The sequence below is a fragment of the Pseudonocardia sp. ICBG1142 genome (assembly GCF_020496255.1).
GTDB lineage: Bacteria > Actinomycetota > Actinomycetes > Mycobacteriales > Pseudonocardiaceae > Pseudonocardia.
Window position 1 is genome coordinate 38690 of sequence record NZ_JAHLJC010000004.1, and the last position, 22818, is coordinate 61507.

Genomic DNA, 22818 nt, shown 5'->3' on the forward strand with positions numbered 1-22818 from the left:
GGGGAACCACCGATGACCGTCGACCTCACCACCCGGCGCCCCCCGGCCCGCGACACGGCCGTGGAGCTGTCGGGGGTCGCCAAGACCTTCGGCACCGGCCCCGGGGCGGTGACCGCGCTCAACGGGATCGACCTGCGGGTCGGCGACGGCGAGTTCGTCTGCGTGCTCGGTGCCTCCGGCTGCGGCAAGTCGACGCTGCTCAACCTGCTCGCCGGGCTCGACGAGCCGACCGCGGGCGAGGTCGCGGTGGGGTCCGCCCGACCGTCGTTCATGTTCCAGGAGGCCGCGCTCATGCCGTGGCTGACCGCGCTGCGCAACGTCGAGCTGCCGCTCAAGCTCGCCGGGCACGGCCGGGCGGCCCGGCGTGAGCGGGCCGAGGAGCTGCTCACCCTGGTCCGCCTGGAGGGCGTGGGCGGGAAGCGGCCGCACGAGCTGTCCGGTGGCATGCGCCAGCGCGTGTCGCTGGCCCGGGCGCTCGCCGCCGCGACCGGACTCGGCGACGAGCCCGGCACCGGCGGGCTGCTGCTGATGGACGAGCCGTTCGCCGCACTCGACGCGATCACCCGAGACGTGCTGCAGGGCGAGCTCCTGCGGGTCTGGCGGGCCACCGGCACGACGATCGTGTTCGTCACCCACGACGTGCGCGAGGCGGTCCGGCTGGCCGAGCGGGTCGTGCTGCTGTCCTCGCGTCCCGGCACCGTGGTCCGCGAATGGTCGGTGCCCGCCGACGGACACGACGCCGAGGCCCAGGCCGAGCTGCACGACGACATCACCGGACGACTGCGGCAGGTGATCACCAGCCATGCCGCGTGAGGACTCCTCGATGACGGTCGTCGACAACGACCGGGACTCCGCCGCCGCGGTAGCCGGGCTCGACGCCCTCGACACCCCGGTCGAGCGCACCACCCCGTGGTGGCAGCGGTTCCTGCGGACCTGGCTGCCACCGCTGGTCGCGCTCGTCCTGATCGTCCTGGTCTGGCAGATCGTCTGGGCCTCGGCGGTCACGCCGGAGTACAAGCTGCCCGCACCGGGGGCGGTGGCCGACGCGTTCGGCGCGACGGTCGCCAGCGGCGAGATCTGGTCGATCCTGTGGACCTCGATCAGCCGGGCCGCGCTCGGCTTCCTGCTCGCCCTGGTGATCGCCACCCCGCTCGGCGTCCTGGTCGCCAAGGTGCCGGTGATCCGGTCAGCGATCGGCCCGCTGCTCACCGGCCTGCAGTCGCTGCCGTCGGTGGCCTGGGTGCCGGCCGCGGTGCTGTGGTTCGGGCTGACCAACGCCACGATCTTCTTCGTCGTGCTGCTCGGCTCGGTGCCCTCAATCGCCAACGGCCTGGTGGCGGGGATCGACCAGGTGCCGCCGATCCTGCCGCGGGCCGGCCAGGTGCTGGGCGCCACGGGCTACCAGATGGCCCGCTACGTGCTGCTCCCCGCGGCGCTGCCCGGCTACCTCGCCGGCTGCAAGCAGGGCTGGGCGTTCTCCTGGCGCTCGCTGATGGCCGCGGAGATCATCGCCGCCGGCCCGGCGCTGGGGGTCGGGCTCGGCGCCTACCTGAAGAACGGCGCCGACGTGAACGACATCGCCCAGGTGTTCGCCGCGATCCTGCTGATCCTCATCGTCGGCATCGGGGTGGAGCTGCTGGTCTTCCGCCCTCTGGAGCGACGGGTGCTGCGGGCCCGGGGGCTCGCCCTCACCGTCTGACCCGCCGGCACCCGAGCGGGCCGTCCGTACGCACCCCGTACGGACGGCCCGCTCGTGCCGTGCGCTGCCGGGTGTCCGGACGGGCGATCAGAACCGTTCCCACCAGCCGAAACGCCGTGACCCCAATCCCAACTCCAGGGGTTGGGTTTCGGACGCGGGCCGGTTACCGTCACCGTATGTCCGTTCCGGTTCCGCTGACCACGCGCGCGCACATCGACCTCGCGCGCGTCGCGTCGGCGCTCTGTCGGTCCTGACACCGGTCCCGCCGCGCCGCGCCGCCGACCGCACCGCCCGGCCGACCGCGGCACCCGACGGCGACCGCGACCGCACCACCGGCGAACCACGACCGCGGTGCCGGCCCGGCGCCCGGCCCACCGGGACGGTTCCCGCCGGAGTCCACCTCGTTCCGGGGTGGTGCGGCGGTTCCCCACAGTGCCGACGCACCGGACCCACCGAGGCGCCGGACCGCCCGGCAGCACTGATCCCACCGGCCGACGCGAGGGCACCGACCCCACCGTGCCGCCCTGCGCGTCGAGCCACGGCGTGCCGGCACCGCCGGCGCCCCACCCGCACCCGACCCGCCCGGCGACGGCCCACCCGCACCACACCGCCACGTCCGTCCGGCACCGACCTCCGCACCAGACCTCCGCGTCCGGCATCCGCATCCGGCATCCGCACCGCCCGAGCCGCACCGGCGACCCGGGCCGGTCGGGCATGCCCTCCGAGCCCCAGGAGCCCCCATGACGACCACCTCCGAACGGGAGCGCACCAGCTCCCCACCCGAGGTCGAGACCCTCCGCACCCGCCACACCCGAGGCCCGGACCGGGTGCCCCGCTGGGTGGTCAAGACCGCCTCCCCGGTCGTGCTCATCGTGCTGTGGCAGGTGCTGTCGCGCACGGGGGTCCTCCCCCGCGACGTCCTCGCCTCGCCCGCGACCGTCGCGGTCACCGCCGCCGAGATGTGGGCCGACGGCGCGCTGCAGAGTGCGGTGGCCGTGTCGAGCGTGCGGGTGCTGTCCGGCATCGCGATCGGCCTCGTCGCCGCCGTGCTGCTCGCCACCCTGTCCGGGCTGTTCCGCCGCGGCGAGGACGTGATCGACGCGCCCGTGCAGATGCTGCGGACGGTGCCCGTCATCGGGCTCATCCCGCTGCTGATCATCTGGTTCGGCATCGGCGAGGAACCCAAGATCGCGCTCATCGCGCTCGCCGTGACCTTCCCGCTCTACATGAACCTGTTCGGCGGGATCCGCAACGTCGACGCGACCCTCGTCGAGGCCGCCCGCACCCTGGGGCTCGGCTGGTTCGGCCAGGTCCGCCACGTGATCCTGCCCTCGGCGATGCCCCAGTTCCTGGTCGGTCTGCGCTACGCGCTGGGCACCGCGTGGCTCGCCCTGGTCTTCGGCGAGACGATCAACGCCACCTCCGGGATCGGCTACGAGATGAACACCGCCCGGGAGTTCTTCCAGACCGACGTGATCGTCGTCTGCCTCGCGCTCTACGCGGTGCTCGGACTGGTCGGCGACCTCGTCGTGCGCACCCTGGAGAGGGGGCTGCTGTCGTGGCGACCGGCGTTCAGCGGACGGTGAGCACCACCGCGCGACCCGTGTCGGTCCGTGGCCTCGGCCGGCACTTCGGTGACCGGGCCGTCCTGACCGACCTCGACCTGGACATCGAGCCCGGACAGTTCGTGGCGCTGCTCGGGGCCTCGGGCTGCGGCAAGTCCACCCTGCTGCGGATCCTGGCCGACCTCGACAACGACGTCAGCGGCGAGGTCACCGTCGCCCGCCGACGGGCCGTCGGGTTCCAGGCGCCGCGTCTGCTGCCGTGGAAGAAGGTGTGGCGCAACGTCGTGCTCGGCCTGCCCGGGCGCCCCGACCGCGCCCGCGCCGAGGCCGCCCTGACCGAGGTCGGCCTCGCCCACCGCACCGACGTGTGGCCCAAGGTCCTCTCCGGCGGCGAGGCCCAGCGCGCGGCGCTGGCCCGCGCCCTCGTCCGTGACCCGGACCTGCTGCTGCTCGACGAGCCGTTCTCCGCGCTCGACGCGCTCACCCGGATCACCGCCCGCGGGCTCGTCGACGAGCTGTGGCAGCGCCACCGGTGCGCGGTGCTGCTCGTGACCCACGACGTCGAGGAGGCGCTCGTGCTCGCCGACCGCGTCCTGGTGATGGACGGCGGCCGGATCGCGCACGACGCGCCGGTGGATCTCCCCCGCCCCCGCGACGTCACCGACCCCGACTTCCAGCGCCTGCGTGCCGACCTGCTCGGCCGCCTCGGCGTGCACCGACCCCAGGAGCGCACATGAGCATCGAGTTCATCGGCATGATCGGGACCCAGGAGGTCTCGGAGATCCTGCCGGCCACCGGCCCGGTCCTCGACCCGGCGCTCGTGCGCCGGTTCGCCGCCGTCCACGAGGAGGCCGGCTTCGACAAGGTCCTCATCGGCCACTCGTCGTCCACCCCGGACGGGCTGCAGGTCGCCGCGTACGCGGCCGCGCACACCGACCGGCTCGGCTTCCTCGTCGCGCACCGGCCCGGCTTCACCGCCCCCACCCTGGCCGCCCGCCAGTACGCGACGCTCGACCACTTCAGCGGCGGTGGCCGGGTCGCGATGCACGTCATCTCCGGGGGCAGCGACACCGACCAGCGCCGCGACGGCGACTGGCTCGGCAAGGACGAGCGCTACGCCCGCACCGACGAGTACCTCTCGGTCGTGCGCCGGGCCTGGACCGAGCGCGAGCCCTTCGACCACGCCGGCGAGCACTACCGGGTCGCCGGGGTCGCCCAGGAGATCCGCCCGCTCGGCCCGATCCCGGTGTACTTCGGCGGGTCCTCCGAGGCCGCGTACCGGGTGGGCGGGCGGCACGCCGACGTCTTCGCACTGTGGGGCGAGCCGCTGGCCGGGACCGCCGAGCAGATCGCCCGGGTGCACGAGGCCGCCCGCGCCGCGGGCCGCTCCGAGCTGCCCCGGATCAGCGTGTCGTTCCGCCCGATCCTCGGCGACACCGAGGAGCAGGCCTGGGCCCGCGCCCACGACGTCCGCGACCGGATCGTCGCCGCCCGCGGCGGGCACGGCTCGTTCACCGGCACCCGGATGCGCGAGCCGGGGGCCCCGGCCAACGTCGGGTCGCAGCGCCTGCTCGCCGCCGCCGAGGCCGGGGAGCTGCACGACCGCTGCCTGTGGACGGCCACCGCGGCGGCCTCCGGCGCGGCCGGGAACTCCACCGCCCTGGTCGGCACACCGGACACCGTCGCCGCGGCGCTCGCCGACTACGTCGACATCGGCGTCAGCACGCTGCTCATCCGCGGCTACGACCCGATCGACGACGCCCGCCGCTACGGCCGCGAGCTGCTGCCCGCCGTGCGCGCCGAGCTCGCCCGACGCGGCGCGGCCGCCGGGGTGGGGGTCCCCGCGTGAGCGCACCCGCCACCACCGGCACGGTGTGGACCCCCGAGGGGACCTCGCGCGGCACCGTCGCCGTCCTGACCGGCCGGGGCGAGCACCCCGGCCTCTACGCCCGCCTCGGGCGGCGGCTCGCCGTCGACGGGTGGACCCTCGCCGTGCCCGCTCCCGGTGCCGGGGCCGACGAGGTCACCGCCGCACTGGCCGGCGCGACCGGGGCCCGGGTGCTGCTCGGGTCCGACACCGGCGCGCTGCGCGCCTGGGAGCTGGCCGGGGCCGTCCGCCCGGACGGGCTCGTGCTGGCCGGGCTGCCCACGGGCGCCCCGGGCGAGCCGCCCGCGGACCGGGCCGGGGAGCTCGACGCCCGGACCGCCTGCCCGGTGCACCGCGGGCTCCTCGAGTCCGACCCCGACTTCGCCTGGAGCGCGCTCGCGCAGGTCCCGCCCCCGCCGCCGTCCGACCCGCTGCCCGACGCGGCGGTGCTGTGGCTGCACGGCGACGCCGACCCGGTCGCCCCGGTCGCCGGGATCCGGTCGCTGGCCCGTCCGGGCGACGACGTGGCCGTCGTCGACGACGGGGTGCACGACGTGCTGAACGACCAGTTCCACCGGATCGTCGCCGCGCGGCTCGTGCAGTTCCTCGAACGCCTCGCCAAGGGTGCCCGCTTCGCCGAGGAGGCGCCGCCCGCCGCGGCGGGGCCCGCCCCCGGTCGCGCCGCGCCGCTGAACGTCTCCGCGCGGCTCGACCACGCGATGCGCGCACTCGCCGAGCTCGTCGCCGCCGACGGTGCGACCGTCACCTGCGACGCGATGGCCCGCGCCCGAGGTGTCCCGCTGAACTCCCTGGTCAACGTGATGCTCGCGCTGCGCCGGGCCGGTCTGGTGACCAGCCGTCGCGGCTGCGAGGGCGGCTACCGGCTGGCCCGCCCGGCCGCGGAGATCACCGTCGCCGACGTCGTGCGCGCCACCGAGGGCTCGATCGCCTCGGTCCGCGACACCGGTCCGGCCGCCCCGCTGTGGGCGGACCTGGAGCGCACCGTCGCGGACTTCCTGACCACCCGCACCCTGACCGCCCTGGAGGGCGATACCCGGTGACCACGCACCCGCACGGGACCGACCCGTTCCACCCCGACCTCGCCCCCACGCCGCCCGACCACGCCAGGGTGCACCTGGTCCGCGGCTCGGAGCTGTCCGCCGACACCGCCCAGACCAGCGGGATGTCCCGCCGCGAGGCGGTGAGCGGGCGGACCGTCGGCTCCTCGAAGCTCTGGACCGGCGAGACCCACGTCGCCCCCGCCACCAACTCCGGCGACCACCACCACGGTGAGGCCGAGACCTCCATCTACGTCGTCTCCGGCCGGCCCCGGTTCGTCTTCCACGACGGCACCGGCGAGGTCGTCCTGCAGACCGAGCCCGGCGACTACGTGTTCGTGCCGCCGTGGGTCCCGCACCGCGAGGAGAACCCCGACCCCGAGGTGCCGGCCGTCGTGGTCATCTCCCGCAGCACGCAGGAGGGGATCGTCGTGAACCTGCCCTCGCTCACCCCGCTCACCGACCCGGAGACCACCCCGTGACCCGCCGTCCGCTGCTCGCCCTGCCCGCCCTGCTCGCCGCGCTGGCGCTGCTGCTGACCGGCTGCTCCGGAGCCGCCGACGACGGCCCGGTCGACCTGTCGCAGGTCACCCTGCGGGTCGGCGACCAGGCCGGCATCCAGCAGGCCCTGCTCAACGCCTCCGGCGCGCTCGACGGCGCGCCGTACCGGGTCGAGTGGGCACAGTTCCCGGCGGCCGCGCCGCTGCTGGAGGCGCTGCGCAGCGAGGCGATCGACGTCGGCGTCGCCGGCGACGCACCCACCCTGACCGCGCTGTCCTCCACCGACCGCATCAAGATCGTCGAGGCGACCCGGTCCCCCAGCCAGGGCGGGCTGGCGCTGCTCGTGCCGAAGGACTCGCCGATCCGGTCGGTCGCCGACCTGCGCGGGAAGACGGTCTCGCCGACCACCCAGGGCAGCATCGGGCACTACCTGCTGCTGCGCGCGCTGGAGGAGGCCGGGGTGCGGCCGGACGAGGTCACCATCTCGTTCCTGCAGCCGGTCGACGCCGCCGCCGCGATGAACTCCGGGGCGATCGACGCCTGGTCGACCTGGGACCCCTACACCGCGGTCGCCCAGCAGGAGTCCGGCGCCCGGGTCCTGCGCGACGCGAAGGGCCTCGGTACCGGGCTGACCTTCCTCGACGCCAACACCGCGGCGCTGGACGACGCCGGCACCCGCGCGGCCCTGACCGACTTCACCGAGCGCTACGGCCGTGCGCTGCAGTGGGCCCGGGAGAACTCCCGGGAGAACGCCGCGATCTACGCGGAGCTGACCAAGCGGCCCGCGGCCGTGGCCGACCTGATGGCGCAGCGGGCGCTGCGCGACACCCAGCCGTTGTCCCCGGAGCTCGTCGCCGAGCTGCAGGGGGTGGCCGACCGCTACTCCGACTACGGCGTGCTGCGCAACCGGGTGGACGTGGCCTCCGCGGTCGAGGACCTGCGCGCCCCCTCCGGCTCCTGACCCGGCCGGACCCGCCCCACCGATCGGCGGGGCGGGTCCGGTCCGTCCTGCCGCGCCACGGCGGGCGCGGCGTGGTTCACGTGCGGTAGTCGGCGGCGAACGGCACGGAACGAGCGGCGTCGTCGACATCGGCGACGCCGTCGGGCGGGGTCCACAGGCCGCGCTCGCGCAGCACCGGCATGACCCCTTCGCCCATCCACCACGCCTCCTCCAGGTGGGGGTAGCCGGAGAGGACGAACTCGTCGATGCCGGCCTCGTGGTACTCGGCGATCCGATCCGCGACCTCGGTGTGGCTGCCGACGAGCGCGGTCCCCGCACCACCCCGGACCAGGCCGACACCGGCCCACAGGTTCGGCGCGATCGTCAGCTCCTCGACCGAGGTCTTGACCCCGCCGTGCAGCGCGCGCATCCGGCGCTGGCCCTCCGACTCGCTCGCGGCCAGACCCGCCTGCACACCCGCGATGGTCTCGGGGTCGAGCGCGTCGAGGAGCCGGTGCGCCTGCGCCCACGCCTCGTCGGCGGTGTCGCGGGTGATCACGTGCAGCCGGATCCCGAAGCGCACGGTGCGCCCGCGGTCTGCGGCGAGCTTGCGGATCCGTTCGATCTTCTCGTGGACCGCCTCGACCAGTTCGCCCCAGGTCAGGTAGACGTCGGCGTGCTCGGCGGCGACCTGGGCCGCGGCCGGCGAGGAGCCGCCGAAGTAGACCGGCGGGACCGGGTCGGGCAGCCGCGACAGCGACGCCTGCTCGACCCGCACGTGCTCGCCGTCGAGGTCGACGGTCTCGCCGCGCCACAGCCGGGTGACGACCGAGAGGAACTCCCCGGTGCGGGCGTAGCGGGAGTCCTTGTCGAGGAAGTCGCCGTAGGCGCGCTGCTCGCGCGACTCGCCGCCGGTGACGACGTTGAGCAGCAGCCGGCCGCCGGAGTGCCGCTGGAAGGTGGCGGCCTGCTGGGCGGCGAGCGTCGGGGAGATCGACCCGGGCCGGAACGCGACGAGGAACCTCAGGCGCTCGGTGTGGGCCACGAGCATCGCGGTGGTGAGCCACGCGTCCTCGCACCAGGCGCCGGTCGGGGTGAGGGCACCGTCGAACCCGGCCTGCTCCGCGGCACGGGCGACCTGGGTGAGGTAGCCGATCGAGGCGGGGCGGAGGGCGCCGGCGGACCCGGTCGCGTTCCCGTGGCCTCCCCCGACGAGATGGCGGCCGTCGCCCATCGTGGGCAGGAACCAGTGCAGCGTGACTCCCATCCGGCAGACGCAACAGGGCCGCACCGGCCGGCGCAAGTCGGTGGGGACGACGGTCACATCATGCTCCACAGTGGACCGTCCACCCCGCGGGACACCTGTCCGGACGCCCGGGACCGGGCCTCCCACCAGGCAGGACGCCGGTGATCCGGGTCGCCGACGTCTTGGGAAGCGGAGCCGGTCGCGGCTACCGTGGACCCCGTGACCGGATCGGTGCTGTTGACCACGCGGGGGCATGTCGATCTCGCGCGCGTGGCGTCGGCGCTCTGTCGTCGCCCGCTCCGCCGCCGCTGAGGCCGCGCACCCACCGACCCGGATCCGCTCTGCGCCCGCCCCACGCGCCCGCCGCACCGGGACCGTCTCCGACGGCCACCACCGGCCGGCCCGCCTGCCACAGGGCGGAGCGGACATGCCCGTGCGACCGGCCCCGCACGGCGGTGACCGTCCGTCCCCCCACCCCGCCATCACCGCGCGACCGTGCCCGGCGCACCGCCGGCCCCACCGGAAGGACCCCCATGACCACGACCTCCCCCGCCCCCACCGGCACCGACGGCCGGGCCGCCTGGACCGACGAGCAGCTCGACGCCGTCTTCGCCCCGGTGTTCGCCCGCATCGCCGAGGGCGCGGTCGCCCGTGAGCAGGGCCGCACCCTGGCCCACGACGAGGTGGCCGCGCTGCGCGCGGAGCGCTTCGGCGCCCTGCGGCTGCCCGTGGAGCTCGGCGGCTACGGCGCCACCGTGCGCCAGCAGTTCCGGCTGCTCGTCGACCTCGCCGCCGCCGAGTCGAACCTGCCGCAGGCGCTGCGCGTGCACTGGTGGTACGTCGACGACCTGCTGCTCGCCGCCCCGGGCCCGGACCGCGACGCCCGGCTGGCGGCCGTCGCCGAGGGCCGGCTCGTCGGCAACGCCATCACCGAGCCCGGCGTCGGCGCGATCGACCGGTACCGCACCGCCCTGACCCCCGACGGCGACGGCTACCGCCTCGACGGCACCAAGTACTACTCGACCGGCAGCCTCTACGCCGACCAGATCCTGGTCGCCGCCGACCTCGACGGGCAGCGCGTGTCCGTGCTCGTCGACGGCGACGCCCAGGGCGTCGTCCAGCACGACGACTGGGACGGCTTCGGGCAGCGCCTCACCGCCAGCGGCACCACCGAGTTCCACGGCGTCGCCGTCCCCCGCGAGCGGGTCCTCGGACCCGGGTACGGCACCGAGGGCCGCGGCTGGGGCACCTCCTACCTACAGCTCGTCCAGCTCGCCGTGCTCGCCGGGATCGCCCGGCGCGCCACCGACGACGTCAGCGCCTGGGTCCGCGAGCGCACCCGCACCTTCACCCACGCCCCGGCCGACCTGCCCCGCCACGACCCGCTCGTCCAGCAGGTCATCGGGCGACTGTCCGCGGCCGCCTGGTCATCCCGTGCCCTGGTGCTGGCCATCGCCGAGCAGCTCGACACGCTGCTCGCCGCGGGCGGGGAGGACCCGGAGCTGCTCGACCGGGTCGAGCTCGACGCCGCCCACGCCCAGGCCACGATCATCCCCGCGGTGCTCGACGCGACCACCCAGCTGTTCGAGGTCGGCGGTGCCTCCGTGACCTCGGAGAAGCTGCGGCTGGACCGGCACTGGCGCAACGCCCGGGTGATCTCGGTGCACAACCCGCTGATCTACAAGCTGCAGTCGGTCGGGGACCACGTGCTCAACGGGACCGACCTGCCCTACGCCTGGAGCGCCGGCAAGCGATGAGCCGCGCGATCGACCCGGCACCGCGCCGCATCCATCTCAACGCCTTCGACATGACGTGCGCCGGGCACCAGTCCCCCGGCCTGTGGCGCCACCCGCAGGACCGCTCGCACACCTTCCACGACCTGCGCTACTGGACCGAGCTGGCGCAGCTGCTGGAGCGCGGCGGGTTCACCAGCCTGTTCATCGCCGACGTCGTCGGCCTCTACGACGTCTACCGCGACGGCCCCGAACCGGCGATCCGCGACGGCGTGCAGGTCCCCGTCGGCGACCCGACCCTGGCCGTCTCGGCGATGGCCGCGGTCACCGAGCGGCTCGGCTTCGGGATCACCGTGTCGCTGACCTACGAGAAGCCCTACGCGCTCGCCCGGCGCTTCTCCACCCTGGACCACTACACCCGGGGCCGGGTCGCGTGGAACGTCGTCACCTCCTACCTGGAGTCCGCGGCCCGCAACCTGGGGCTGGAGAAGCAGGTGCCGCACGACCGGCGCTACGACGTCGCCGACGAGTTCATGGAGGTCTGCTACCAGCTGTGGGAGGCGTCCTGGGACGACGACGCGGTGCTGCTCGACCGGGACAAGGGCGTCTACACCGACCCGGCGAAGGTCCGTCCGATCGGCCACCACGGCGAGTTCTTCGACGTGCCGGGCATCGGCCTGACCGAGCCCTCCCCGCAGCGCACACCGACGATCTTCCAGGCAGGCGCCTCCGCGCGCGGCACGACGTTCGCCGCCCGGCACGCCGAGGGCGTCTTCGTCATCTCCCCGACCCCGGAGACACTGGCCCCGCGGGTCGCCGAGCTGCGCAGGCAGACCGCCGAGCAGGGCCGCGATCCCCGTGCGGTGAAGGTCTTCACGATGGTCACCGTGGTCACCGGCGCCACCGACGAGCAGGCCAGCGAGCGCTACGCCGACCTCGCGCAGTACGTGAGCCTGGAAGGTGCCCTCACCCTCTACGGCGGCTGGTCCGGCCTGGACCTGTCCACGATGGACCCCGACGAGCCGCTGCGGTTCGCCGAGACCGAGGCCATCCGCAGCGCGGTCGAGCTGTTCACCACGGCGGATCCGACACGGGAGTGGACGCCGCGGGCGATCGCCGAGCACATCGGGATCGGCGGGATGGGCGCCGTCGTCGTGGGCGGGCCGCAGACGGTCGCCGACGAGCTGGAACGCTGGGCCGAGGTCGCCGACGTCGACGGCTTCAACCTCGCCTACGCGGTCACCCCCGGCACCTTCGCCGACGTCGTGGAGCACGTGGTGCCCGAGCTGCGCCGGCGTGGGGTGCTCGCCGAGGCCCCGGAGGGCGCGACCCTGCGCGAGCACCTGCAGGGTGCGGGCCAGGCACGGGTCCGTGCCGACCATCCCGCGGCCGTCCACGCCCGGCGCCGGGGCGCCGCCCCCGCCTGACCCCGGTTCCCGGTCCGGACCCGGACCCGGCCCCACGGTCCTGCTCCCCACTGCACGAGCGGACCGGTCGTACGGACCCTGCCGGACGACCGGTCCGCTCGTGCGGGGCGGGTGTCAGATCCGGGCGGGGACGCGGGGCACGGTGTCGACGAGGCGGCGGGTGTAGTCGTGCCGCGGGGTCCCGAACACCTGGGCCGGCGTGCCGAGCTCGACCACCTCCCCCGCCCGCAGGACGGCGACGCGGTCGGAGACCCGGTCGACGACCGCGAGGTCGTGGCTGACGAACAGGCAGGCGAACCCCAGCTCGCGCTGCAGCGACGCGAACAGCTCCAGCACCTCGGCCTGCACCGACACGTCCAGCGCGCTGGTCGGCTCGTCGGCGATCAGCAGCCGCGGCGACAGCGACAGGGCCCTGGCCAGCGCGACCCGCTGGCGCTGCCCGCCCGACAGCTCGCCGGGCCGGCGGGTCGCGAACTCCCGTGGCAGGCGGACCGACTCCAGCAGCTCGCCCACCCGGGAGCGCAGCTCCGGGCCGGGCCGGGCGCCGTGCACCCGCAGCGGCTCGGCGACCGAGTCCTCCACGGACCGGCGCGGGTCCAGCGATGCCGCCGGGTCCTGGTGCACCATCGCCAGCCCGCGACGCACCCGGCGCAGCCCGGAGCGCGACAGCCCGGCCAGGTCGGTGCCGTCGAGCAGCACCCGGCCCTGCGCCGGCGGGAGCAGCCCGGCCGCTGCCCGGCCGATCGTGGTCTTGCCCGACCCGGACTCGCCCACGAGCCCGACGACCTCGCCGGGCGCCACGTCCAGGCTCACGGCGTGCACGGCCCGGAACGCGGGCCGGCCGCGCCGGGCCGGGTGCACCACCGACAGGTCCTGCAGGGACAGCACCGGCACCGGCCCCTCCGGGTCGCGCGGCGAGGGGACGTCGGCGGCCTGCGCCACCGCCGCGACGGCGCTCCCCCGCGGCCGGTCGGCGAGCGTCGGCACCGCCGCGAGCAGAGCCCGCGTGTAGTCGGTCGCCGGCCGCTCGAACAGGTCCGCGACGGAGCGCTGCTCCACCACCCGGCCGCGGTGCAGCACCACGACGCGGTCGGCGAGCTCGGCGACGACGCCCATGTTGTGGGTCACCAGCAGCACGCCCACGCCGGTGCGGTCGCGCAGGTCGCGCAGCAGCTCCAGGATCCGCGCCTGCACGGTGACGTCGAGCGCGGTCGTCGGCTCGTCGGCCAGCAGCAGGTCCGGCTCCCCGGCCAGCGCCAGGGCGATCACGACGCGCTGCTTCTGGCCGCCGGAGAGCTGGTGCGGGTAGGACCGCACGCGGCGCTCGGGCTCGGGCAGGTCGACCAGCCGCAGCAGCTCCACCGCCCGGCGGCGGGCCTGCGCGCGCGGCACCCGGGCGTGCGCCCGGATCGCCTCGACGAGCTGCCAGCCGACCGTGCGCACCGGGTTCAGCGCGGTCTGCGGTTCCTGGAACACCATCGCGGCGCGGGTCCCGCGGACCCGGTCCAGCGCCTCCTCGGGTGCGCCGAGGACGGAGTCCCCGGCGAGCTCGACCGAGCCGGACGCCGTCGCGGCGTCGGGGAGCAGGCCGAGCACCGACCGCGCCGTCAGCGTCTTGCCCGACCCGGACTCACCGACCAGCGCGACGACCTCCCCGCGGCGCACCGTGAGGTCGACGCCGTCGACGGCGACCGTGTCGCCGAAGGAGATTCGCAGGTCCCGCACGCTCAGCACGGTGCTCATCCGGCCACCCGCCGTCCCGCCGCGAGGGCCTGCGCGACGAGCAGGAAGCCCAGCGTCAGCATCGTGACCACGGCCAGCGGGCCGAGCGCCATCGCCGGGTTGACGTCGAGGTACAGCACCGAGTCGGCGACGATCGACCCGAGCGAGGGGTCCGGTGGCCGGACCCCGATACCGATGAAGCTCATGGCCCCCTCCACGAAGACGGCGACGGACAACGACACCGCGACCTGCACACCGGCGGGCTCCGCGGCGCCCGGCAGCACGTGGCGGCGCAGCACCCACCAGCGCCCGGCCCCGACCACGGTGGCCGCCTCGACGTAGGGCATCTCCCGCACCCGCAGCGCGGCACCCCGCACGAGCCGCCCGAAGATCGGGATCTCGGCGAGGACGATCACCACGACCACCGCCGTCGTGCCCGGCCCGAGGACCGCGGCCAGTGCGATCCCGAGGATCAGCACCGGGAACGCGAGCAGCACGTCGAACACCCGCTGTGCGACGACGTCGACGGCCGCCGACAGACTCGACACCAGACCGACCAGGCCACCGGCGACCGCCCCGAGCGGCACCGCGACCGCGATGATCGACAGGTTGGCGAGGATGCCGTACAGCGTCCGGCTGAAGACGTCGCGGTTCACCTCGTCGGTGCCCAGCCAGTGCGCACCGGACGCGGGCAGCAGGTTCGCACCCGGGATCTGCGCCAACGGGTCGTACGGCGCGAGCAGCGGTGCGGCGAGACCGGCGAGCACGACGACGCCGACGAGCACCGCCCCGACCAGCCCGCGCCCGCGGTACAGCGCCGACAGCGCGTGCGGGCGGCGGGTGGGACCGGGCAGGGCCGGCGCGGCCGTCCTCGCCGGGAGGATCTCGCCGGGGGCGGTGACGGTCATGAGTTCCCTCCGATCCGCACCCGCGGGTCCAGCGCGGCGTGCAGGATGTCGGTGACCAGCTGGACGGCGACGAACACCGCGACCGACAGCAGCAGCAGGACCTGCACCACCGGGTAGTCGCGGCGGCTGATGCCCTGCTCGATCAGCTGACCGAGCCCGGGCCAGGTGAAGATCAGCTCGACCAGGACGGCGCCGCCGAGCAGGTTGCCGATCTGCAGCCCCAGCACGGTGGCGACCGTGGGCAGCGCGGCGGGCAGGGCGTGGGCGAGCACCAGACGCCGGCGGGGCACGCCGAGCGCGCGGGCGGTGAGCACGTAGGGCTGCGCGAGCTCGGTGCGCAGCGACTCCACGACGAACCGCGACAGCGCGCCGGCGACCGGCAGGGCCAGGCACACCGCCGGCAGCAGCAGGTACTGCCATGTCAGGTCGGGGCGGGCGAGGAACCCCCCGGGCGGGGCCCCGCCGGAGGGCAGCACCGGGAAGGCGACCGCGAACAGCAGCACCAGCACCACACCGGTGACGAACGTCGGGACCGCGAGCGCCAGCGTGGTGAACCCGGTGACGACGGTGTCGACCCACCGGGCCCGCGACAGCACGGCCGCGACCCCGACGACCAGCGACAGCCCCACGGCCAGGACGAGCGCGGCGCCGGCCAGCCAGAGCGTGTTGACCAGGCCGGCCGCCACCAGGGTGCCGATCTCACCGCCGATCAGGTACGAGCGGCCGAGGTCACCGGTGAGGACGTTCCCCAGCCACAGCACGTACTGCTCCCACACCGGCCGGTCGAGCCCGAGCGAGACCCGGATCGTCTCGACCACCTCGGGCGAGGCGTCCGGCCCGGCGAGCGTGGTCGCCGGGTCGCCGGGGACCAGGCGCAGCAGACCGAAGATCAGCACCGAGGCGAGGAACAGCACCGCGACCGCCGACGGCAGCCGGGAGATGACGAAGCGCAGCATGTCAGGCCGCCGTGTACGCGTCGGTGAGGTCGATCTCGGCCCGCTTGGACCAACCGACCCCCTGGACCCGGTCCGAGGCGGCGAGCTGGTTGAGCACCACGCCGATCTCGACCAGGAACAGGTGCTCGAGCAGCTCGTCGGACAGCGCCGTGTAGGCGCGGCCGAGGCCGGCGGTGTCGGTCGCGGGCAGCGTCCACGCGGTGGCGGCGGCCCGCTGGTAGTCGGGCGAGACGAACCGCGAGGAGTTCTTCTGCGCGTTGAAGGGGTAGGCGCTGACGGTCAGCGTCGACGGGGTGTGCTGGGCCCACGAGTGGAACGTCGTCCACAGCCCGGGGAACTGCGCGCCGATCAGCTGCTTCACGAACTGCGCGGAATCGACCGGCTGCAGCGTGGTGGTGATGCCGATCTCGGCGAGGTCGGCCTGCACGATCTGCGCGACCGGTTCGTGGACGGGGTGGCTGGCCGGGAACGTCAGCGGCTGCGGTGGCACGGTGCCGACCTCCGCGACGAGCGCACGGGCCCGGTCGAGGTTGCGGGTGTAGGTGGCGTTGCGGGCCTCGTCGTAGGCCGGGGAGCTCTTCGGCCACGGCAGGTTGATCGGGTAGCCGGAGCCGCGCAGCACCTCGTAGACGACCCGTTGCCGGTCGATCGCGTAGGCGACGGCCTGGCGGACCCGCACGTCGGACAGCCCGGGGGCGGTGACGTTCGCGCCCACGTAGGTCTGCAGCTCCGCGCCCTCCATGGTGATCGCGTGGAAGCCCTCGGCCGCGTCCAGGGTCGCGATGTCGCGGAACGGGAGCCCGCCGACGACGTCGAACCGGTTGGACCGCAGGCCGGCCAGCAGCGCCTGGGCGTCGCCGCCGATGCTCAGCTCGACCCGGTCGAGATAGGGCCGCTCGGGGTCGCGGAAGTGCTCGTTGCGCACGTAGACGATCGAGGTGTTCGGGGTCCAGGACTCGAACCGGAACGGGCCGGTCCCGACGAACGCCTCGCCACGCCCGAGCGCGTCGATGGTCGCGGAGTCCAGGATCGGGACGGTGTCGAGCAGGTCGAGGATGTTCGACAGGGGCTCCGCGAGCCCCAGCACCACCCGGTGCGGCTGCGAGGTGTCGAACGAGGTGACCGCGGCGGCGGTGCTGCGCAGCTGCGCGGTCCACTTCGGGTCGGCGTAGGTGCGGATCGAGAACTCGACGTCGGCCGAGGTGAACGGCCGGCCCCGCTCGGTGCCGCGGCCGTGGAAGAAGACGTCGTCACGCAGCTGCAGGGTCACCGTGCGGCCGTCCGGGCTGATCTCCCAGGACGTCGCGAGCCGCGGCTGCGGCTCGAACCCGGTGTTCGGCCGGCGGACCAGGGTGTCGTAGACCAGGCCGACGGTGGTGGTGACGCCGTCGTTGGAGTTGGTGAGGAAGTTGCCGGGCACCAGGTCGGTCCGGGCGGCCAGCTTCAGGGTCCCGCCGCGCACCGGTGCGCTCGCGGCGGCGTTCCCGGCGGCACGCCGCTCGTCGACGGCGGAGGCGCACCCGGTCAGGCCCGCGCCGGCCGCGCCGGCGGCCAGGACACCGAGTCCGGCGCGGCGCAGCAGGCTGCGCCGGTCGAGCGGGGAGGACAGGAGTCGGGTGGTCATCGGTGGTTCGCCTCTCGGGGGGTGGTGGGGGTCGGGAACGGCCGAGGCGCCGCGCGCGCGTCGGCGGCGACCGCGGCGGCGCGGCGGGTGGTGCCGAGCGGGTCGGCGTAGATCGGGCGCAGGCCGGCGGTGCACGCGGCGACCGCCTGCAGTGCGGACCCGAAGGTGCCCGCCTGCAGGCTGATCGGCGGGAGCGCGCTCGCCTCGGCGAAGCTCCGGGAGACGTGGGCGAGTCCGGCCCGGTAGGCGGTGAACGCCTGCCCGGCGAGGACGACGCGGTCGGGGTTGAGCACATCGCGGACCAGCGCGACGCCGCGGCCCAGCAGGGCGGCCCGCTCGGCGAGCAGGTCGTGCGCCCGTCGGTCGCCGCCCTCGGCCGCGCCGACCACCTTCTCGATCACGGGTGCGTCGACGATCCCGGCCGCGTGCGCGGCGCGGGCCACGGCGGAGTCGCCGGCGGCGGCCTCCAGGCAGCCGGTCCGCCCGCAGTGGCAGCGTTCCCGCCCCAGCACCCCGTCCCCGCCGACGGGCAGGTGGCTGACGGTGCCGGGGCCGCCGGCGGGGGCGTGCACCCTGCCGTCGACGGTGAGCACGGCACCGACGGCCTCGCGGGCGTAGACGTGCAGCGTGGTCCCCTCGTCGACGTGCGGGGACAGCAGCGACTCGGCGCCGGCCATCGCCTCGATCTGCGGGACGACGACGACCCCCGGCAGCCCGACCCGGTCGACGATGTCGGCGAGCGGGGCGGGGTCCCAGCCGAGCCGTGGATGACCGAACCGGTCGCGCTCACCCGACACCTGGCCGCCGACCACGAGGCCGACCTGCAGCACGGTCCGCCCCGGGCCGCGGGCGGCGAACCGTCGCAACCGGGCGGCGAGCCCCGCCAGCGCGGTGCCGGGCTCGGCGTCGCGCGGGGTGGGCACGTCGGTCGCCGACACCACGGTGCCCCGCAGGTCACCGACGGCGAGCGTGGTGCGGTGCAGACCGACGTGCAGGCCGAGCACGCCGAACCGGTCGGTGTCGATCTCCAGCGGGATGCGGGGCCTGCCGACCGTGCCCGTGGGCACGAGGTCGGGCCGCTCGCGGACCACTCCGGCGGCGACGAGCGCGACGACCTGACGGTTGACCGTCGCGTGCGACAGCCCGGTGGCCGTGACGAGCTCGTCGCGGAACACCACCCCGGCCCGGCGGACGGCGCCGAGCACCGCCGCCGCGGCCGGCACGCCCGCCCCGGTGACCGGCTCGGGGGCCGCGGCGCGCACGACGGCGCGGTGGGCGGGACGGTGGCCGCCGACCTGGCGGACGTGGTGCGGACGCGGCCGGGCCGATGGGCGCGGGGCCGGGTCGGCGGGTGCGGAGGGGAGGTCGGCAGAGGGTCCGGGCGTGGTGGAGCCGGGCATCGGTGGTCCTCGGGGCGCGGGCCACGACGTCGCGCGGCCCCCCGGTGGGGTCCGCGGCGCGCGGTGGCCGGGTGGTCCTGGGTGTCGGCGGGCCCCGTCCGGGCCGCGGCGGCGGACGGTCGGGGCACGGCGGCGCCGGTGGGACGTGGACCCGGCGGGGCCGTTCGAGGGGGCGCGCGTTCCGGGCGGGACGGCGCGGCGGGACCGCGGGTGCGGTGGCGCCGCGCCCGCTCCGGGGTCGCGGGACGCGTCAGGGCGTCGGGTGGGTCAGACCGGTCGACAGAGTGCGGTCGCCGTGCGGCACAGATCGACGTGCCGGCGCAGGACCAGGAAGGGCAGGACGCCGGGGACCAGGCCGCGGCGCACGCCGGGCCGCGGCCCGGGTCGGTCGCGGTCGTCACTCACACCGGTGACGCTAGCAGCGGCCGGGAGACCGGGTCGATGCCTGGAATCACGGCAGCGGATCACATTGACAACCGCGGCCCGCGCGGTCCCGGCGCAGGGGTTGGGATCGGCATGAGCGCAACCGTTGCCGCCGCGGCGGGCGCCTCCCTACCGTCGACGACGTGCCGGGACCGTGGTGCCCCGCTCCCCCACTCCGTCCGGAGTGGACGGTGGGCGGCCCGCCCGCCGGCGTCCTCCCGCCCCTGCCGCCGCGACCGGCGCCCCCGGGCCACCCGCACCCCACGTCTGGAGATCCGATGACCCTGCAGGCCGAGAACCCGACCCCCACCGCAGCCGCGCAGCCCGTCGTGCGCAAGGTCGGCGGGCGCATCGGCGCCCGCGTCGAGGGCGTCCGCCTGGGCGGCGACCTCGACGCCGCCACCGTCGCCACGCTGCGTGCGGCGCTGCTCGAGCACAAGGCGCTGTTCTTCGGCGGACAGGGCCACCTCGACGACGAGTCGCACCTCGCGTTCGTCTCGCTGTTCGGCCGGCCCACGACCGCGCACCCCACCGTGCGCGGCGAGAAGACCCATGTGCTGCCGGTGGACTCCGACCGGGGCAAGGCCAACAGCTGGCACACCGACGTCACCTTCGTCGACCGCATCCCCGCGATCAGCTCGCTGCGCACGCTGGACCTGCCGCCCTACGGCGGCACCACCGTGTTCGCCAACACCGGCGCCGCCTACGCCTCGCTCCCGCTGCCGCTGAAGAACCTCGTCGACGAGCTCTGGGCGGTGCACACCAACGCCTTCGACTACGCCCGCGACGCCGAGACCACCACGGCGCCCGACGACGACCGGATCGCCGCCTACCGCGCCGAGTTCCGTTCCACCACCTACGAGACCGAGCACCCGGTGGTGCGCGTCCACCCGGAGACCGGCGAGCGGGTGCTCGTGCTCGGCCACTTCGTCCGGGAGTTCGTCGGGCTGAACTCCAAGGAGTCCCAGACCGTCTACCACCTGCTCCAGGACCGGATCGTCCGGCTGGAGAACACCGTGCGCTGGAACTGGTCCGACGGCGACTTCGTGCTGTTCGACAACCGGGCGACCCAGCACTACGCCGTCGCCGACTACGACGACCACCACCGCGCGCTGCGCCGGATCACCCTGGCCGGCGACATCCCGGTCTCGCCCAGCGGGGCGCGCAGCGTCGTGCGCACCGGCGACTCCTCGCACTACACGAACTGAGCCCGGCCGCCGGCCCGGTGCCCGCACCCGCGGACGCCGGGCCGGCCTGCGTCACCCGTCCGTCGGCGCCCCGCCCCGTCCCGCCCGTCCCCGCCCGGAGGTCCCGCCGTGCCCACCGATCCCCCGCCCACCGCGGCGTCGCCGGTCCCCCCCGTCCCGCCCGGCGCGCGGGGCTACGACGGGTTCGGCGGCGCCATCGGCCGGACCGCCGCGACCTCGACCCGCTGGTGGCCGCCCGAGCCCGCGCGGGTCCGGCGACCGAACGTCGTCGTGGTCGTCGTCGACGACCTGGGCTACAGCGACATCGGCCCGTACGGCTCGGAGATCCCCACCCCGCACCTCGACCGGCTGGCCGAGGCCGGGCTCACCCTGGCCGAGCACCACACCGCACCGCTGTGCTCCCCGGCCAGGGCCGCGCTGCTGACCGGGCTCAACCCGCACCGGGCCGGGTACGGCTGGGTCGCCAACGCCGACCCCGGCTTCCCCGGCATGCGCCTGGAGCTGGGCGACGACGCCGCGACCCTCGCCGAGCACCTGCAAGCCGGCGGGTACGCCACGTTCGCCGTCGGCAAGTGGCACCTGGTCCGCGACGCGAACCTGGCGCCCGGCCGGCCGCGGGACTCCTGGCCGACCCGGCGCGGGTTCGACCGCTACCACGGCTCGCTGGAGGGCCTGAACTCCTTCTTCCACCCCAACCAGATCACCGTCGACGAGCACGCCCTCGACGTCGACGAGTACCCGCCGGGCTACTACGTCACCGACGATCTGACCGACCGCGCGTGCGCGATGGTCTCCGAGCTGCGCGCGCACGACGCCACCCGGCCGTTCCTGCTGTACCTCGCGCACGTCGCGATGCACGGGCCGCTGCAGGTGCCCGCCGCCGACCTCGCCGAGCAGGAGGGCCGCTACGCCGCCGGGTGGGACGCCGTCCGCGAGGCCCGCTTCGCCCGCCAGCTCGACCGCGGCCTGTTCCCGCCCGGCACCCGGCAGGCCCCGCGCAACCCCGAACCCGGCTACGACGTGCCGCCGTGGGAGTCGCTGTCGCCCGACGAACGCCGCCGCTACGCCCGCTACATGGAGGTCTACGCGGCGATGGTGTCCACCGTGGACGCCTCGCTCGGCCGGGTCACCGCCCTGCTCGAGGAGCTGGGCGAGCTCGACGACACGATCATCGTGTTCACCTCCGACAACGGCGGCACCGCCGAGGGCGGCCCGGAGGGCACCCGCAGCTACTTCACCCGCTTCGTGCACCATCCCGTCCCCGCGGACTGGGAGCGCGACGTCGACCACGACGAGTCGCTCATCGGGTCCGAGGAGCTCGGCGCGCACTACCCGCGCGGCTGGGGACAGGTGTCGAACACCCCGTTCCGGTTCTACAAGGGGCAGACCTACGCCGGCGGGGTACGGGTGCCGCTGCTGGTGTCCTGGCCGCGGGGCCTGCCCGCCGGACGGGTGCTGCGCGACTACACCTACGTCACCGACCTGGTCCCGACACTGCTCGCGCTGACCGGGGTGCCCCGGCTCGCCGAGCGCGCGGGCACGCCGACCGCCGAGCCCGACGGCGTCGACCTGGGCGGGTTCCTGCGCGGCGAGGTGACCGCGAGCCCGCACCTCGAGCAGTACTCCGAGATGGGTGGGCACCGCGGCCTCTACCGCGACGGCTGGAAGCTGCTCGCCCGCCACGAGCCGGGCCACCGCGACATCGACGACCCGGCCTGGGCGCTCTACGACGTGCGCACCGACCCCGCCGAGCTGGTCGACCTCACCGCCGCCCATCCGCAGCGGGCCGCCGAGCTCGCCGCGGCCTGGGAGCGCGCCGCCTGGGAGCGCGCCGCCTGGGAGAACACCGTGTTCCCGCTGCTCGACCGCGGTGACCTGGCGGTGCGACGGCCGGGCGAGGCCCGCCTGGCCGAGCCGGTGCGGATCCTGCCCGGCACCCCGGTGCTGGAGCGCTACCGGTCCGCGCAGCTCGTCGCGTTCCGGTCGTTCGACGTCGAGGTCGCTCTCGGCGGGCTCGCCCCGGGCGACGAGGGCGTGCTCGTCGCGCACGGCGACGCGTTCGGCGGCTACCTGCTCGCAGTCGAGGACGGGCGGCTGGTCGTGCTGCACAACGCGGGCGGCCGGGTGTCCACCGCGGACGGCCCGGCCCCGGCCGGGACCCGCACGGTCGTCCTGTCCGTGACGGCGACCCCGGACCTGCGCTGGCACCTCGCCGTCTCCGCCGACGGGGCCCCGGTCACCGCACTGCCCGACCCGTGGGCGCTGACCGGGATGGCACCCTGGAGCGGCATCTCGGTCGGCCGCGACGCCCGCGGGCCGGTGTCCTGGGCGCTGCGGCGGCAGCGCGGGATCTTCCGGTTCACCGGCGACCTGCGGTCGGTGACCTACCGGCCGGGCGCCCGCGTCGTGCCGGACGAGGTCGCCCGCGCGGTCACCGCCGAGGCCGCGTCCCGGGCGGACTGACCCGTCGAACGGGCGGCCGGGCGCGGCGCCGTCGCGCTTCCCCCGTCCGCCCCCGGGCCGACCAGCACCGCCCGCCGT

20 protein-coding genes are annotated in these 22818 nt (G+C 75.5%); 13 read left to right on the forward strand and 7 right to left on the reverse strand.

The features are described 5' to 3' along the window. Positions 1 to 12: 12 nt before the first annotated feature. The 8 genes from KPL59_RS02645 (at position 13) to KPL59_RS02680 (ending at position 7651) form a co-directional block, all read left to right on the forward strand. A complete protein-coding gene (locus KPL59_RS02645; protein WP_075307369.1) occupies positions 13 to 813 on the forward strand; it encodes an ABC transporter ATP-binding protein in 801 nt (266 codons plus the stop codon). Between the two features lie 10 nt (positions 814 to 823). Next, entirely contained in the window at positions 824 to 1699 is an 876-nt protein-coding gene (locus tag KPL59_RS02650; protein ID WP_226359820.1) for an ABC transporter permease, read from the forward strand. 740 nt (positions 1700 to 2439) lie between these two features. Then, complete coding sequence (locus KPL59_RS02655) at positions 2440 to 3285, forward strand: ABC transporter permease (RefSeq protein WP_226359821.1); 846 nt, start codon at positions 2440 to 2442, stop codon at positions 3283 to 3285. Beyond that, a complete protein-coding gene (locus KPL59_RS02660) occupies positions 3282 to 4001 on the forward strand; it encodes an ABC transporter ATP-binding protein (protein WP_226359822.1) in 720 nt (239 codons plus the stop codon). Before KPL59_RS02655 ends, KPL59_RS02660 begins: the two co-directional genes overlap by 4 nt. Further along, a complete protein-coding gene (locus KPL59_RS02665) occupies positions 3998 to 5113 on the forward strand; it encodes an LLM class flavin-dependent oxidoreductase (protein WP_226359823.1) in 1116 nt (371 codons plus the stop codon). Before KPL59_RS02660 ends, KPL59_RS02665 begins: the two co-directional genes overlap by 4 nt. Continuing rightward, on the forward strand, positions 5110 to 6192 hold the full coding sequence (locus KPL59_RS36670) for an Rrf2 family transcriptional regulator (RefSeq protein ID WP_308187822.1): 1083 nt from the start codon (positions 5110 to 5112) through the stop codon (positions 6190 to 6192). Before KPL59_RS02665 ends, KPL59_RS36670 begins: the two co-directional genes overlap by 4 nt. 68 nt (positions 6193 to 6260) lie before the next feature. Further along, positions 6261 to 6671, forward strand: a complete 411-nt coding sequence (locus KPL59_RS02675) for a cupin domain-containing protein (protein ID WP_051050164.1) — start codon at positions 6261 to 6263, stop codon at positions 6669 to 6671. Next, positions 6668 to 7651, forward strand: coding sequence for an ABC transporter substrate-binding protein (locus KPL59_RS02680; RefSeq protein ID WP_020623945.1), 984 nt, complete (start codon positions 6668 to 6670; stop codon positions 7649 to 7651). Before KPL59_RS02675 ends, KPL59_RS02680 begins: the two co-directional genes overlap by 4 nt. 76 nt (positions 7652 to 7727) lie before the next feature. On the opposite strand, the gene KPL59_RS02685 is transcribed toward KPL59_RS02680, so the two are convergent. Further along, positions 7728 to 8897 (reverse strand): LLM class flavin-dependent oxidoreductase, encoded by a 1170-nt coding sequence (locus KPL59_RS02685; protein ID WP_226359824.1) that lies wholly within the window; start codon positions 8895 to 8897, stop codon positions 7728 to 7730. 210 nt (positions 8898 to 9107) lie between these two features. On the opposite strand from KPL59_RS02685, the gene KPL59_RS37390 reads away from it, so the two are divergent. From KPL59_RS37390 to KPL59_RS02695, 3 genes are all read left to right on the forward strand, one after another. Further along, positions 9108 to 9188, forward strand: a complete 81-nt coding sequence (locus tag KPL59_RS37390; protein ID WP_369804877.1) for a putative leader peptide — start codon at positions 9108 to 9110, stop codon at positions 9186 to 9188. Positions 9189 to 9409: 221 nt separating this feature from the next. Next, complete coding sequence (locus tag KPL59_RS02690; RefSeq protein ID WP_226359825.1) at positions 9410 to 10633, forward strand: acyl-CoA dehydrogenase family protein; 1224 nt, start codon at positions 9410 to 9412, stop codon at positions 10631 to 10633. Next, positions 10630 to 12036, forward strand: a complete 1407-nt coding sequence (locus KPL59_RS02695; protein ID WP_075307383.1) for an LLM class flavin-dependent oxidoreductase — start codon at positions 10630 to 10632, stop codon at positions 12034 to 12036. The genes KPL59_RS02690 and KPL59_RS02695 overlap by 4 nt, the downstream gene beginning before the upstream one ends. Positions 12037 to 12150: 114 nt before the next feature. Here KPL59_RS02695 and KPL59_RS02700 read toward each other — a convergent pair whose 3' ends face one another. From KPL59_RS02700 to KPL59_RS02725, 6 genes are all read right to left on the reverse strand, one after another. Then, positions 12151 to 13779, reverse strand: coding sequence for an ABC transporter ATP-binding protein (locus tag KPL59_RS02700; RefSeq protein ID WP_226359826.1), 1629 nt, complete (start codon positions 13777 to 13779; stop codon positions 12151 to 12153). Continuing rightward, positions 13776 to 14666: an ABC transporter permease gene (locus tag KPL59_RS02705; RefSeq protein ID WP_226352291.1), complete on the reverse strand. Its 891-nt coding sequence runs from the start codon at positions 14664 to 14666 to the stop codon at positions 13776 to 13778. The genes KPL59_RS02700 and KPL59_RS02705 overlap by 4 nt, the downstream gene beginning before the upstream one ends. After that, positions 14663 to 15622, reverse strand: coding sequence for an ABC transporter permease (locus tag KPL59_RS02710; protein WP_226359827.1), 960 nt, complete (start codon positions 15620 to 15622; stop codon positions 14663 to 14665). The genes KPL59_RS02705 and KPL59_RS02710 overlap by 4 nt, the downstream gene beginning before the upstream one ends. A gap of 1 nt (position 15623) precedes the next feature. Next, on the reverse strand, positions 15624 to 17246 hold the full coding sequence (locus KPL59_RS02715; protein WP_226359828.1) for an ABC transporter substrate-binding protein: 1623 nt from the start codon (positions 17244 to 17246) through the stop codon (positions 15624 to 15626). Beyond that, positions 17243 to 18646 (reverse strand): ROK family protein, encoded by a 1404-nt coding sequence (locus KPL59_RS02720; RefSeq protein ID WP_226352294.1) that lies wholly within the window; start codon positions 18644 to 18646, stop codon positions 17243 to 17245. Before KPL59_RS02720 ends, KPL59_RS02715 begins: the two co-directional genes overlap by 4 nt. 267 nt (positions 18647 to 18913) lie before the next feature. After that, a complete protein-coding gene (locus tag KPL59_RS02725; RefSeq protein ID WP_158071509.1) occupies positions 18914 to 19051 on the reverse strand; it encodes a putative leader peptide in 138 nt (45 codons plus the stop codon). A 296-nt stretch (positions 19052 to 19347) separates the two neighbouring features. Here KPL59_RS02725 and KPL59_RS02730 point away from each other — a divergent pair, with 296 nt between their 5' ends. Next, positions 19348 to 20277, forward strand: a complete 930-nt coding sequence (locus tag KPL59_RS02730) for a TauD/TfdA family dioxygenase (protein ID WP_226352295.1) — start codon at positions 19348 to 19350, stop codon at positions 20275 to 20277. Positions 20278 to 20385: 108 nt separating this feature from the next. Continuing rightward, on the forward strand, positions 20386 to 22740 hold the full coding sequence (locus KPL59_RS02735) for an arylsulfatase (protein WP_226359829.1): 2355 nt from the start codon (positions 20386 to 20388) through the stop codon (positions 22738 to 22740). Positions 22741 to 22818 lie beyond the last annotated feature (78 nt).

Bases quoted from the DNA above. Each gene is read 5' to 3' on its own strand.
- KPL59_RS02645 (WP_075307369.1), top strand. From the start codon at position 13: ATGACCGTCGACCTCACCACCCGGCGCCCCCCGGCCCGCGACACGGCC.
- KPL59_RS02650 (WP_226359820.1), top strand. From the start codon at position 824: ATGACGGTCGTCGACAACGACCGGGACTCCGCCGCCGCGGTAGCCGGG.
- KPL59_RS02655 (WP_226359821.1), top strand. From the start codon at position 2,440: ATGACGACCACCTCCGAACGGGAGCGCACCAGCTCCCCACCCGAGGTC.
- KPL59_RS02665 (WP_226359823.1), top strand. From the start codon at position 3,998: ATGAGCATCGAGTTCATCGGCATGATCGGGACCCAGGAGGTCTCGGAG.
- KPL59_RS02685 (WP_226359824.1), bottom strand. From the start codon at position 8,897: ATGGGAGTCACGCTGCACTGGTTCCTGCCCACGATGGGCGACGGCCGC.
- KPL59_RS02690 (WP_226359825.1), top strand. From the start codon at position 9,410: ATGACCACGACCTCCCCCGCCCCCACCGGCACCGACGGCCGGGCCGCC.
- KPL59_RS02695 (WP_075307383.1), top strand. From the start codon at position 10,630: ATGAGCCGCGCGATCGACCCGGCACCGCGCCGCATCCATCTCAACGCC.
- KPL59_RS02700 (WP_226359826.1), bottom strand. From the start codon at position 13,779: ATGAGCACCGTGCTGAGCGTGCGGGACCTGCGAATCTCCTTCGGCGAC.
- KPL59_RS02705 (WP_226352291.1), bottom strand. From the start codon at position 14,666: ATGACCGTCACCGCCCCCGGCGAGATCCTCCCGGCGAGGACGGCCGCG.
- KPL59_RS02710 (WP_226359827.1), bottom strand. From the start codon at position 15,622: ATGCTGCGCTTCGTCATCTCCCGGCTGCCGTCGGCGGTCGCGGTGCTG.
- KPL59_RS02715 (WP_226359828.1), bottom strand. From the start codon at position 17,246: ATGACCACCCGACTCCTGTCCTCCCCGCTCGACCGGCGCAGCCTGCTG.
- KPL59_RS02720 (WP_226352294.1), bottom strand. From the start codon at position 18,646: ATGCCCGGCTCCACCACGCCCGGACCCTCTGCCGACCTCCCCTCCGCA.
- KPL59_RS02730 (WP_226352295.1), top strand. From the start codon at position 19,348: ATGACCCTGCAGGCCGAGAACCCGACCCCCACCGCAGCCGCGCAGCCC.